Source organism: Trinickia mobilis (assembly GCF_017315705.1).
GTDB lineage: Bacteria > Pseudomonadota > Gammaproteobacteria > Burkholderiales > Burkholderiaceae > Trinickia_A > Trinickia_A mobilis.
The window spans coordinates 120,826-132,270 of the sequence record NZ_JAFLRF010000013.1; the positions used below are offsets into that span (position 1 = coordinate 120,826).

At 57.8% G+C, this 11,445-nt stretch carries 14 protein-coding genes and 1 pseudogene; 8 read left to right on the forward strand and 7 right to left on the reverse strand.

Going from position 1 to position 11,445, the window contains the following annotated elements; genetic code table 11:
• Positions 1-79: 79 nt before the first annotated feature.
• From J3489_RS19770 to J3489_RS19780, 3 genes are all read right to left on the reverse strand, one after another.
• Positions 80-1,387, reverse strand: a complete 1,308-nt coding sequence (locus J3489_RS19770; RefSeq protein WP_207000819.1) for a tryptophan leader peptide — start codon at positions 1,385-1,387, stop codon at positions 80-82.
• Positions 1,388-1,557: 170 nt separating this feature from the next.
• The gene (locus tag J3489_RS19775; RefSeq protein ID WP_242540140.1) at positions 1,558-1,779 is read right to left on the reverse strand and encodes a Rossmann-fold NAD(P)-binding domain-containing protein; all 222 of its coding nucleotides are present in this window, start codon (positions 1,777-1,779) and stop codon (positions 1,558-1,560) included.
• Between the two features lie 94 nt (positions 1,780-1,873).
• Entirely contained in the window at positions 1,874-2,824 is a 951-nt protein-coding gene (locus J3489_RS19780) for an alpha/beta hydrolase (RefSeq protein WP_242540141.1), read from the reverse strand.
• A 333-nt stretch (positions 2,825-3,157) separates the two neighbouring features.
• On the opposite strand from J3489_RS19780, the gene J3489_RS19785 reads away from it, so the two are divergent.
• From J3489_RS19785 to J3489_RS19820, 8 genes are all read left to right on the forward strand, one after another.
• On the forward strand, positions 3,158-3,703 hold the full coding sequence (locus J3489_RS19785) for a Uma2 family endonuclease (protein WP_242540142.1): 546 nt from the start codon (positions 3,158-3,160) through the stop codon (positions 3,701-3,703).
• Between the two features lie 163 nt (positions 3,704-3,866).
• The gene (locus J3489_RS19790; RefSeq protein WP_207000820.1) at positions 3,867-4,103 is read left to right on the forward strand and encodes a DUF2442 domain-containing protein; all 237 of its coding nucleotides are present in this window, start codon (positions 3,867-3,869) and stop codon (positions 4,101-4,103) included.
• 263 nt (positions 4,104-4,366) lie between these two features.
• On the forward strand, positions 4,367-4,570 hold the full coding sequence (locus J3489_RS19795; RefSeq protein ID WP_207000821.1) for a cold-shock protein: 204 nt from the start codon (positions 4,367-4,369) through the stop codon (positions 4,568-4,570).
• A gap of 294 nt (positions 4,571-4,864) precedes the next feature.
• Complete coding sequence (locus J3489_RS19800; protein WP_207000823.1) at positions 4,865-5,161, forward strand: helix-turn-helix domain-containing protein; 297 nt, start codon at positions 4,865-4,867, stop codon at positions 5,159-5,161.
• Between the two features lie 227 nt (positions 5,162-5,388).
• Entirely contained in the window at positions 5,389-6,129 is a 741-nt protein-coding gene (phbB, locus tag J3489_RS19805) for an acetoacetyl-CoA reductase (protein WP_207000825.1), read from the forward strand.
• Positions 6,130-6,295: 166 nt separating this feature from the next.
• Positions 6,296-6,631 (forward strand): hypothetical protein, encoded by a 336-nt coding sequence (locus J3489_RS19810; protein ID WP_207000827.1) that lies wholly within the window; start codon positions 6,296-6,298, stop codon positions 6,629-6,631.
• A gap of 192 nt (positions 6,632-6,823) precedes the next feature.
• The gene (locus J3489_RS19815) at positions 6,824-7,096 is read left to right on the forward strand and encodes a DUF1488 family protein (RefSeq protein WP_207000829.1); all 273 of its coding nucleotides are present in this window, start codon (positions 6,824-6,826) and stop codon (positions 7,094-7,096) included.
• A gap of 102 nt (positions 7,097-7,198) precedes the next feature.
• Positions 7,199-7,426 carry a hypothetical protein gene (locus tag J3489_RS19820; protein WP_207000831.1) on the forward strand — a complete coding sequence of 76 codons (228 nt, stop codon included), beginning with the start codon at positions 7,199-7,201 and terminating at the stop codon, positions 7,424-7,426.
• Between the two features lie 493 nt (positions 7,427-7,919).
• On the opposite strand, the gene phoU is transcribed toward J3489_RS19820, so the two are convergent.
• The 4 genes and pseudogenes from phoU to J3489_RS19840 all read right to left on the reverse strand — a co-directional run bounded on the left by phoU (position 7,920) and on the right by J3489_RS19840 (position 11,425).
• The gene (gene phoU, locus J3489_RS19825; RefSeq protein WP_207000833.1) at positions 7,920-8,627 is read right to left on the reverse strand and encodes a phosphate signaling complex protein PhoU; all 708 of its coding nucleotides are present in this window, start codon (positions 8,625-8,627) and stop codon (positions 7,920-7,922) included.
• 269 nt (positions 8,628-8,896) lie between these two features.
• On the reverse strand, positions 8,897-9,712 hold the full coding sequence (locus J3489_RS19830) for a class I SAM-dependent methyltransferase (protein ID WP_207000835.1): 816 nt from the start codon (positions 9,710-9,712) through the stop codon (positions 8,897-8,899).
• Between the two features lie 808 nt (positions 9,713-10,520).
• Positions 10,521-10,808, reverse strand: a pseudogene (locus tag J3489_RS37725) (H-NS histone family protein); the annotation flags it as partial.
• 245 nt (positions 10,809-11,053) lie between these two features.
• Positions 11,054-11,425, reverse strand: coding sequence for a hypothetical protein (locus J3489_RS19840; protein ID WP_207000839.1), 372 nt, complete (start codon positions 11,423-11,425; stop codon positions 11,054-11,056).
• Positions 11,426-11,445 lie beyond the last annotated feature (20 nt).

Sequence of the window (11,445 nt, forward strand, 5' to 3'; positions counted from 1 at the left end):
GCTCTTGAGTAAGGCGTTTTGTGAGACTGTCTGAGTCCCGCAGGGGAGCCGGTCGGATATCGTATGCCGATGAGGAATGTCAGGCCGGCACCTGCCCAGGTGTACCGTCCAGTATGCGAAGCTTGTCGCTAATATCCGGAACGTTGTGGCCTGCCGCGCGAAGCTCGCCCACGAGCCGATGTGCAGCTGCCCGGCAGTGAGCAAGCGTCTCACGCAGGCGTGGCTCTACCTGCATGCCGGCCACCGCTTTCTCAAGTTCAGAAGGAGATTCGCTTAGCAGGGCGGGAACAACTTCCTCCGGCGGAATCACGGAGCCGTGACTCAACAGCTGCCCGGTCCAGTCGCACCCATACAGAAGCGCACGTCGTTCGGCCTTTCGCGCTTCGTCCTGCTCAAGCGTGGCGAGGCTGTGCCGGTTCTTCTGAATCTCAGTGCGCCACGCGGCCAGGATGTCGGCTCGCAGCGCCGCTATCGCGTCACCGAGCGACGCGTTCTGCCCACCCGCTACAAGGCGGCGTTCATCAAGTCTGTCTAAGCGGTCCCGATAGCTTTCGAGATATGGCTGCCAATTCAACGGTAGCTCCGGCTTTTCGAAGAACGCGTGGCTTACCTCATTGAGTTCGTTGCGAATATCCTGAAGGGCCTGGTTGTCGGCAAGACGCGCTTCATGCACGTCGTGGGCCGTAACCATCTGTCGGTGCAGAGGGAAGAGTGGATTGCTGAAGCGCCGCTGTAGATGTCGCTCAGCCGCGCCCGGACGGGCGCTCCATTTCCAGTTGGGCAGCGAGTTCGCGTCAAATTCGACCGCCTGTATCATCGGCCTGAAAACAGCCAGCGCTTCCTCTGTGGCATGGCGAAAGCAGTCTGCCAGTTTGTAGTCGTTGCCTTGCAGGGGGGCGCCCGCATTCCCCGCATAAGGTGAGTCGGGGGTGAGCCTGAGCGTGCCTGTGGCCAAAAAGAATTCCATCGGCAGTTCCACGGACAGGCCTTCCTGCCTGAAGGTGCGCTGTTCAGCGGAAATTGCCTCGACCGAATGCGCTAGGCGATTTTCCAGGTCGAGGAGTGCATCAATGGTGTCTCCCGACGACGGCTGCGCCGCATCGGCAAGCAGGCAGAAAGTTTCGCGTGCCATCCTCGCCGCGATAGTGCCGTGCTTTTCAGCAAATAGCCAGAACCAAAGCGCAAGCTGGTAGCCTTGGACACCATTTCGTGAGGTGGGTTCGACGTCGGGTGTGAACGCAATACCGGGAGCGGCCCAGCTCGCGAACGGCGGTGCTCCGGCGCTCTGGTACATGGCCAGGAGTTGCCGTATCGATTCATGCGTATTGGTGGGCCAATTACGCGCCTCCTCGTGACGCTTCTCGGCCTTCCAGAACCTCCAGTCCATTCTGAACCTCGCAAGAGAGCAAGCGTATCTGCGCTACGCGCTGCGAGGGATACTTGCACACTATGCCGAGGGCGTAAACCGAGGACTGTCCTTCGCCGCCCGCAGGGGAACTGGTCGAAAGGCCATGCCGTTAGCCAGGCCCTTCCGCTTTGGGAGTGGTGGCGTGCCGATTAAACGCAGCGGTTAACGACGACAAGCGGAAGCGTGTTGCCGTCAGCGGCTTCCACCGCAGCATCTGCAGTATGAATCGTACCTTCGAGCCGCAGGTCCGGGTCCACGGTCTGCGCCGCAATCACGACGTTCGCGGCGTCACGTGCCACTCTGAGCGCAGTGGCAAGTCCGATGCCACGACTACCACGTGACATGAATATGGTTTTGCCAGCAAGGCTCATGGTCGTCCCCTGGTAACTCGCGGCTGCATAGGCTTTTGCGAAAAACGACGCGGCTCGACTTATCTCGTTTGAATCGTCAGCGTTCGTGCACGCTTTATTTACTGGAACTCGCGCTCATTCGGCGTTGCATCCAATTCAGCACCATCTGCCAGTTTTCGGCCGTCATCGCATCAAACCAACTGTCGTGGCTCGCGTTGGGCAACGAGAGAAATTGCGCATGCGGATGAAGTCGTGCAAGCCGTTCGGCGTGCGTGACGGGAATGACAGTATCGTCCGCAGCACCGATAACGACGACGGGGCCTTCGAATCGTTTCAGCGCGTCGACTGAGTCAAACGGGTCATGCAATATCCAGCGAACTGGAAACCAGGTCAGCCTTTCGGCTGCGACGCTGGCGAGCGAATCCCATGGCGTGATTAGCAGCACTCCGGCGACGGACGACTCCTGGCCGGAGATAGCTTGCGCAGCCATACCTGCACCGAGTGATTCGCCAACAAGAAATATGGGGCCCGCCCACTGGGCGTTGGCGTCGGAGAGCGCACTGCGCGATGCTGCCAGAGCGGCTTTCATTGTCCGCGCTCCCTCTCGCCTGCCGTAGCCGGGATATTCGACCAGTAGTGCACGATAGCCGGCATGGACGAATACCGAGGCAAGCCGCAGCTTGTCCTCGGCAGACTCGGCATTGCCGTGATAGATAGCGACAGTTCCATGAGGCGATTGGTTGGCCGGGTTGATGACATATCCCGCGAATCGCCCGTTAGATTGCCAAGGCTGCACTTGAAGGTCGCCGTGACTTCCAACTTGGAGAGCGGTTGCTCGAGGCGCTGGAGGGAGTATCAGGCGGTCTTGAAAAAGGTAGAGGGCTGCTGTCGCCACCACGTAGACGATGATGGCGACGCCGATGGCAGACCAGAGTAACGACATATCGATTCCTAGCCTACGGGCTGTTTCGCCCTTTGCTTCGGCAAGCGCGAGGGCGGCCTCTTCGCAGTCAAAGGCGACGTGCTGAGATTTTCCTGCGAGTTCCGGATATGCGCTCATGCGCATCCCTAATTTCGTGGCGAGGCGGTTCGACCCTCTTGCGGTGTTGGGTGGTCCTACGTTGTACCGTCGACCTCCATGCAAAGGCCAGCGCCATATCTGCTGCTGAATCAGCGCTCCGGATTTTCGACGCACCTTCCTCTGACGATTGGCGTCTCGACTGCACAGTCTGGCGGTACAAGCTTCGCGCCGGTCGTTCCACAAACGAACGCCATCCACGACGCGCTTTTAAGCTAGGTCAATTGTGCGGTGCACACATACATAATTTGCGAAGTCCGTTGTGCAACTCGTTCCGGAGGGTATACGCTTAAGCAAATCCCCTACGAGAGGTATGTGTACTTGTCTACTCTCCTGGAACGCGAAGGATTGCTGGCGACGTGGCGCCGCCTGACCAACCGAGACGAGTTTGGTCAATGCAACGGCAACGAGTTGGACGAGCGCGGCGAGAAAGTGACGAATTCCCAACCGTCAGCGCGTCGCCAAATCGTGGTCACGGACGTGTTTTGCCAAATCACCGAGCAGATGGGACATCTCGCTGCGATGTGCGTCGCTGTGACGACTCCGATGTTTGGTATCCGCGTGCCGGATGTTGTCTGGATGCCGTGTGAAAGGTGGGAAAGCTTCGACCATGACGACCCGGTGCCGTTTGTGCCGGACCTTTGTGTTGAGGTCCTGCTTGACACCGACAGGACGCAGGAGCTCGACCGGAGAGTCGAAAGCTACCTGGGCGGCGGCGCCCGCGAAGTCATCGTGATTGACCAGTGCGGGCAGGTTCAATTCTGGGGGCAGGAAGGCCGGCGACCAGCTTCAGTGCTCGGCGTGTCGCTATCGCTCGAGCCCATGTATTTTGACGAAGGGACGTCCTCCCCGCCGGCTGTTCATTGAGTGCTGCAGGTTGTCCCGAATACAGACCGGGCGTTCAAGGCAATTCGTGGTTATGGCTTGTCCTGTTAGCACACGGGCCTTTCGGTCGTCCCGGGCAATCTTGCTTAGACGAAGCTTAGCGGCGACCTATGCTTTAAGCCGCCAAAAGGTCAAGGAGACTGCCATGCGTGTCGACGCGATTGACGTGCATTTTGATAGCACGCACCTTTTCCTCGAACTGTCTGACGGCCGGAAAATTCGTCTGCCGTTGCGTTTGTTTCCTGTGCTCGATGTGGCCACTGCAGCCGAGCGTGAACACTTCGCCATTTCCATTGACCACCAACAACTGCTCTGGCCTGAGCTTGACGAAGAGATGAGCGTCGCAGCTCTCATGCGTACGGTACCGGAGTCCCGACATTAGCAGCGCGTTATCGCTAAGGGCCGCCGTTTCCGGTAACCAAAGTCTTGGATTCGGTCACTTTTGCTCAGACATTTGAGCGCTTAGCAAAAATGTCCAGCCTGTAAGTGGAAAAGGTCAATTGTGACAAGGCTAAGTCCTGTCACATCGGCGTAAACTCGCATGTCTTATACTCATTTGCTCGTGTTAAAAGTAGTCTCTCGTAGCCGTCGCCGCTTTGGCGACGTGTAGTCAATACAATAGAACGATTGTTTTAAATCCAGGAAATGGCAACAGGTAAAGTCAAGTGGTTTAACGATGCAAAGGGTTTTGGGTTCATCACGCCGGACGATGGCGGCGAGGACCTCTTTGCGCACTTCTCCGAAATTCAGGCAAAAGGCTTCAAGTCCCTGCAGGAAAACCAACCGGTGACGTTCGACGTCAAGCAGGGACCGAAGGGTAAGCAAGCGGCCAATATCCAGCCGCAGTAATTCGTCGCCTCTCATCACGTTTTAGCAAAGACATATGGCTCTGTATGAGCCATTGGATTGGCTTGCCGCCGGGTCGAGGCCTATCCGTGCGTAACCACAATACGCTCGGCGAAGTTGCAGACTGCCATCGTGCATGACTTGGCTAGCTACGTTTTAGCGGTGAAGACATGTGCTCTGTCGACATTAATCTGCGTGTTGGGACTTGAAAATTACCAAAATGGCTGGCTAGCGTTAGCAGGTGCGGCCAAAAGACGGCGGCAACTACAAAAACATTCCTGAGAGATATCGAACACCATGAATCGACGCGCTCAAACCATCGAGCACCTCGAGCGTAGCGGCGAGGACAGCAGCCTGAGGCGTGCGCTTGCTGCACGCCTTGATACCACCTTGAAGCGTGCCGGCATCAGCTCCGCTCGGGCCGCCAAGTGGCTCAATGTGAGCGAGAGCGAGGTGCAGTTCTGGCGCCAAGGCATCACGGTTCCACCGCTCAACGTCTTCACGCGGATTGCCGCTTTTCTTAGCCTTGATGTCTACTGGCTTTGCACCGGTGAGACGTCGGGTGCTGCGGCTGCCTTTGAAGGTGCCGCATAGGCGGGCCGAGTTCGACACTTTTTAGTCTCGTGCCGGGACACACTCGCCGCTCGAAGCGATGTGCTTGAACTGCAGCGCTTTGAAATCGCTTCATGGGCCGGCATCGAGTTGTACCTCGAACTGAAGTTAAAAGATAGTTGTGCTACGAAATGGTGCGAATAGCAGGACCTTGCCATTGAATGGACACGAAAATCTTGGACGCAAACCCTAACCGAGGAGTAAGCGACATGACGAAGCGGATTGCATATGTGACCGGAGGCATGGGTGGAATCGGAACGGCGATATGCCAGCGTCTACACAAGGATGGATTCACGGTGGTGGCGGGCTGCGGCGTGAACTCCCCGCGACGGGCTCGCTGGCTGGCAGAGCAAGCCGAACTGGGCTTCTCCTTTATCGCGTCGGAAGGCAATGTCGCCGACTGGGATTCTACCGAGGCGGCCTTCGCGAAGGTGAAGAAGGAGGTCGGCGACATCGACGTGCTCGTGAACAACGCCGGCATCACGCGCGACGGCGTGTTTCGCAAGATGTCACGGGAGAATTGGAACGACGTCATTGCCACGAACCTCAGCAGTCTGTTCAACGTGACCAAGCAGGTCATCGAGGGGATGGTCGGCAAGCAGTGGGGGCGAATTATCAACATTTCGTCCGTGAACGGGCAGAAAGGGCAATTTGGCCAGACCAACTACTCGACGGCCAAGGCGGGCATTCACGGCTTTACGATGTCGCTGGCCCAGGAGGTCGCGACCAAGGGTGTCACCGTGAACACGGTGTCCCCTGGGTATATCGGGACCGACATGGTTCGCGCAGTGCGTCCGGAAGTACTAGATGCCATCGTTCAGGGCATTCCGGTGCGCCGTCTGGGGGAGGCATCTGAGATAGCGTCGATTGTCTCTTGGCTGTCCAGCGATGAAGCGGCCTTCTCGACGGGAGCGGATTACTCTTTGAATGGCGGGCTGTACATGCGCTAGCCATCGCCCGCGTCCAGGACGATTGTCTCCAGCGCTCGCAATGGGCGCTGGACTCATCCTTCGACAACGAACAGGCGCTCGGGCAAGCCACGTGCTGGACGGCGCAAGAGTAGTTATCGGGTAGCCTGAGTGTCACGAAGTTTCCTCAAAACACACGGAGACATGCATGCGCGATGTGCCATCCATCGAATCATCCTTTTATCTTGTTGGTGAGAGGACGCTGCGTTTTCTTGCGCGCGATGCCGGTGACCCGGGCGCTGCGCTCGCTTATTGGTTGGAGGTAGAGGAACCGTCATGCGAACCCAACTTCTTCGACGCCACGCAGGCGTTGGGTCCGCTCATGCAGCTTGTTCTTCCCGACGACCGCCCTGGCGTCTTTGTGAACCGCAGTGCCGTAGATACCGTCCTGGATTTCGGCGCCGTGAAACGGATTGTGTTCAAGGACGGGTCTTGGCTTGATGTTCGATACTCCGGCCCAAGCAGCGACCTCTACTACCAGTAATCGACGCCGCCGAACATCTGAACATTGCGCGAGAACCGCTGCGCCAGCCGTGACTATCTCTAGCGTCAACACGCTCCGTTTGAATATCAGACGAAAATCGAGCGGTACTACTCAGCGCTTTTCATTGAGATTTTAATGGGGTCTCCAGTACGATATGGGGAACCCATTAATCAAATTTGACGAGTCGCGACAGTGGAGGCCCTCGAAGCGCCGCCGAGCATAGCACCGGACAACCGAAGCGTGATTTTTACCGTTTCGACTCACGGACGTGAAGTCGAGTGTTCTGTCTCGCGTGATGCGCTTGAACAGCACTTCTGGGTGCAACCAGGAGCCAGCGACACACGCATTCTCAAAGCCTTCGCAGATGGCCGCAAACGTATTACTGCCGTGGCCGAAAGGAAGTTGCTCGCTCATTCCGATGAGCGGATTGTGCTGACTACATCTGATTTCGAGGTGCGAACGTAACGCGCCGGAGCCGCGAGTCGGTGCGCGCTGGAAACGAAACAACGGCGGGAATGTCAAAATCGGCCAGGACGTTGCAGTGAGGGCTGCGCAGGTGGCAGAGACATGACGATACGAAACACGCTTTCGCTGGAAGCCATTGCGCTCGAGCGAATTGCCACTGCGGCGCGTCAAGTACAGGCCGCGTCTGCTGTACTAGAACAGCGCTTCGGCAGCACGCCACGCGTACAGCCATCGACGCTGGAACTTGCGAGGTTCACTGCAGCGATGCAGGAACTGCTCAGTGCGCGTGAAGAATTCGACCGCGTTATGGCTGACTCCGCGCCTCAATAACTTGTCGGCACTTGCCGAAGTCGTCGGGCTCATCGGTAGGCGCCTCGAACGACGACTGGGTCGGTTCTGCGCGCTTACCCTACAGACGCGCGCCTCTCTCACCATGGAACAGCACGCGACTGACCAGTGTGGCGGCCGTCGCAATCGCAATGCAGATGACGGTTGCCGACGACAGTCCGACGAATAATAGACAAACGATTGCTGTGGTTGCAAATGCCATTTGCACAACGCCGAGCCCAAGCCGCAATATTCCCCAGATTAGGTAATGCTTTTCGCGCGAGCTCAACGTTGGCACGGCGACAGGCCTGGGTGTAGCTCCCGTTCGTTCGTGCGTGCCTTCTGCCTCACCCCGATGAGTGACAGATTTCATTTTCACGGCACTCCATTTTTCGGTCTGCCAATTTGTACGCTGCGCGCTAGAGCAGTCCAGGCGACGTGCAGCGCATTATGGCTATTGGAAAGCTCTCGGGCGTTCTATACCCGTGTTTCAGCCTCAGCTATCCAACACCTCGTGCTCGAGCTGGTCCATCGTCACATGGCGAACATCGGTTCCTTTGACAATGTAGACAACGAACTCGGCAATATTGGTTGCGTGGTCTCCGATACGCTCGATGGCCTTCGCGATAAACATGTACTCCAAGCCATTCGAGATGGCGCGAGGGTCCTCGGTCATTTTCGCGACGAGCTTGCGCGTGAACGCTCGAAACTCGTTATCAATGGCTGCGTCATCTCGGACAATCTGTGCGGCCGCAACGGTGTCCATTCGCGCGAAGGCATCCAGCGCTCTGCGCAGAATGTTCAGTGCCATCTCTCCGGAAGCCTTGATTTCGGCAATACCGATGGCCGGTGCCCCGCCGTTCTCGTGAATGCGACGTAGGCGTTTCGCAACTTTCCGCGCTTCATCGCCGGCACGTTCGAGGTTGGTGGTGCACTTCGAGATGGCCAAGAGGAGCCGGAGGTCGCGAGCCGCAGGCTGTCGGCGTGCGATGACGTTGCTCACCTCTTCGTCGATTTCGAGCTCCATCCGATTCAACCGCTGCTCGCACACGAGCACATCGCGGACGACTTCGGAATCGAAACCGTTCAGCAACTCAAGAGCGTGGGCAATTTGTGACTCCACAAGCCCGCCCATCTCAAGCAGCCTTGTCGACACAAGGTCGAGGTCGGCGTCAAAACTCCTGGAAAGATGTTTTTCTGACATGGCCCAACTCCCCGTAACTTCGCGGTTAGGCGCCCCCCCGATTTAGGGTCAATTCAGCGCCTTGCTCCCATGTTTCTCGAGGCTTGTCTTTCTCGTACGGGAGGTAACCGTATATACCGTTTTATACTACGCTCGCCATTAAATGTTTGCAAAAAAAAGCTTGGCGGGTCAGGGAACATCTGTCGACGGCGGGGCGCGTCGAGGTGCAAAAGTCGATAACTTCACGGCGCGATTTCCGAGGCTTCCCGCCGCGATAAGAGAGCTGGCCGCTAAGCCTTGAACGCGGAAGCCAAGACACAGGGCATGGGAATCCGCAGTTCTCCTGTATCGGTCCGGTACGCCTCTGCGTCGTGCGCGACGGCTTGTTCAATCAACTCCAGCGCGGCTGGAGTCTGAGCGTTTAGCAACGCGGCAAATCGAACGCCGCCGCGCATGACCGCGTGAAACGGTGTGTCCGGCGCACGAAGCACAAGGTTCTGCTCAACCTCCCGCACGTGCGGTTGGACGAATCCGGCGTCGAGCAATGCACGCCGCGACTCCTCCCAATCACTGAACCGAAAGAAGGTCGCTACCGGCGGCAATGCCACATCGGTCGTCCCATGCTCCTTGATTGCCTTTAGCACCATAGCGAAGCCGACCGCCTTGTCCGGCGCCGCCAAGACCGTAAAGGCGATTCTGCCGCCAGGTTGCAACACCCGAAATACCTCCGCGAGCGCACGCTCAGGGTGCGCAAAATGCGGCATCCCGAAGCTGATGCCCACTGCGCCGAAGCTTCCATCTGGAAAGGGCAAATCCTCAGCGTCACCGATGCGGAACCCCAGTCCTGGAAAGACGCGTCGTGCCTTCTCGACCATCGCGAACGAGAAATCGACGCCTGCGACGTCCGCGCCGCGACGGGCGGCTGCGGCAGCGAGATAACCCGGCCCTGATGCGACGTCGAGAAAACGCGCGCCCCGACCAACCCGGAGCGCGTCGAGCATGGCCGGACTCGATTGAGTGGTCAAGTCACCGAAGTACTCGTGATAGGCCTGTGCGACCCGCTCCCAACCCTCGTGCTCAAATGCGCTGAAGTCGACCTGTCCCATGTTTGTCCCCACTCGTTCGGCACCTTGGCGCGTTGGAGCGCAGGCCTTCATGTTCCTCATACAGGTGTTGGCTGTCTATTGAGGGAACAATCCAGACTGGCGACTGAAGCGCGAGTCACTTTGTGGTGCGGCGCACCAACAATCGTCGGCCGAAGCTGCCGAACACACACTTTTGCACTAATCTTGTTTCTGTTGCTATCTCGCTGAAATGTATGCCAGGACCAGTATCTACCGCTATAGTTAAAGTGATTTCTTGGTTGTCGATGCAGCGCGGGAGAAACACGTTGTACATCCAAGGCAACCGGTACATGCACCGCATTTTGTCGGTCTGGCGAACGGGCTGCGAAAGTACCGGTGCACGGGAGCAGCAGATGAAAGGCACGAAGGCTCAGTCACTGCGGTACCAAGTCGAGAAATGGCTTGCCCCCACCACACCAGTGCATGTGACCGCGTTTGGCCACACTCGCCTAGGCCGAGGGCGCTACGTGTGCGTAGAGACCTGGCAACCGACGGGTTTGCACGCGCTGTTCTTCTTCCAACACGACGACGGTTACTGGCACGTCTTTCCGCCTGCGGCTGATTCAGCGCAACTGCGCGCGCAGCGCACGGGCACGCACAGCAGTTTAGTCGGGTCCGCCCAAGGCTAGCCTGTCGCCCGCATCGTCTCTTTTTCGGTTGACCCGCGACTCACGCGACGCGCGGGCTTCGTCTGCGCACTCTTGCCAGCCGTGGTTCTCTCCGAAGTTGCGCCCTTGCCGGCAGCGTGCCTACTCGTCTGCTTGACCGGCGCTGCGCTGGCAGAACTCGCTATCAAGAAGAGGGTGCGGTCCTTCGCGGCCTTAATCCAGGCGGGCGCCCGGCCATGCCCGGTCCACTCGGCGCCCGTTTTAGGGTTGCGATACTTCGGCATGCCGACCAAGGCTTTCTTCGCCTTAGCGCGCCTCCGGCGCCCGAAAATGTCTTTTTCTGTGAGTCCGTATTCGGCGACTTTCGCGCGAATCTCGTCAATAACCGCATGAACTTCGAGTGCCTTGGCTTGCTCTGCTTGACGAGCAAGTTCGGCCAATTGTGCCTTTAGTTCGTAATACGTGGTCATTTGGCGCCTCCTCGTCTTCTTCAAGGGTCTTGCTCATAGAATAGTGCGACGGTGGACGACTTCAATGTGCAGGTTGACGAAAAGCATCGCCGAGAGAGAAAGACTTCGAAGCCCCTCACTATTGGCTGCGTGTCGTCAGCTTCGGGCGGAAAGAGAACCAAGCTCGACCAGGGCATGAATGTGTCGGCTCCATGGCGGTCGATACTTTGGAGGACGCGCCATTGGCGTTCCAGTTGAAGAGTGCTCTAAGAAACGACGCTGCCGTCGGCGCCATAGCGTTCGCAATCGTCGCCCTGCACTCGAGCGCTGAGCTTCTGCGCTATCTTCCACATCTTGGCGAGTATCTCGGCGTCGGGGTTCTTGACGACAATGTCGCCACCGCGAAAACTAAACCATGCCATGTTCCCGTTGGCTCCGTGACCCGAGTATGCCTTCCACACGGAGAGTCCTTCGCGTTCTACTCGAAGGATTGCGCCGCTGCCGACCTTTGCTTCGGCGTATCCGTCCAGGCGCATCTCTGTGTCAGATGCCACGAGAGCTTTCCACTCCTCGAGATTGATTTGCGGCTCGTCATCGAACCAGTTCTCTTTGCGCGTAATGTGAATGTCGTATCCCATAACCTAAACAAAGGTCATAA

Bases quoted from the DNA above. Each gene is read 5' to 3' on its own strand.
- J3489_RS19770 (WP_207000819.1), bottom strand. From the start codon at position 1,387: ATGGACTGGAGGTTCTGGAAGGCCGAGAAGCGTCACGAGGAGGCGCGT.
- J3489_RS19775 (WP_242540140.1), bottom strand. From the start codon at position 1,779: ATGAGCCTTGCTGGCAAAACCATATTCATGTCACGTGGTAGTCGTGGC.
- J3489_RS19780 (WP_242540141.1), bottom strand. From the start codon at position 2,824: ATGCGCATGAGCGCATATCCGGAACTCGCAGGAAAATCTCAGCACGTC.
- J3489_RS19790 (WP_207000820.1), top strand. From the start codon at position 3,867: ATGCGTGTCGACGCGATTGACGTGCATTTTGATAGCACGCACCTTTTC.
- J3489_RS19795 (WP_207000821.1), top strand. From the start codon at position 4,367: ATGGCAACAGGTAAAGTCAAGTGGTTTAACGATGCAAAGGGTTTTGGG.
- J3489_RS19800 (WP_207000823.1), top strand. From the start codon at position 4,865: ATGAATCGACGCGCTCAAACCATCGAGCACCTCGAGCGTAGCGGCGAG.
- phbB (WP_207000825.1), top strand. From the start codon at position 5,389: ATGACGAAGCGGATTGCATATGTGACCGGAGGCATGGGTGGAATCGGA.
- J3489_RS19810 (WP_207000827.1), top strand. From the start codon at position 6,296: ATGCGCGATGTGCCATCCATCGAATCATCCTTTTATCTTGTTGGTGAG.
- J3489_RS19820 (WP_207000831.1), top strand. From the start codon at position 7,199: ATGACGATACGAAACACGCTTTCGCTGGAAGCCATTGCGCTCGAGCGA.
- phoU (WP_207000833.1), bottom strand. From the start codon at position 8,627: ATGTCAGAAAAACATCTTTCCAGGAGTTTTGACGCCGACCTCGACCTT.
- J3489_RS19830 (WP_207000835.1), bottom strand. From the start codon at position 9,712: ATGGGACAGGTCGACTTCAGCGCATTTGAGCACGAGGGTTGGGAGCGG.
- J3489_RS19840 (WP_207000839.1), bottom strand. From the start codon at position 11,425: ATGGGATACGACATTCACATTACGCGCAAAGAGAACTGGTTCGATGAC.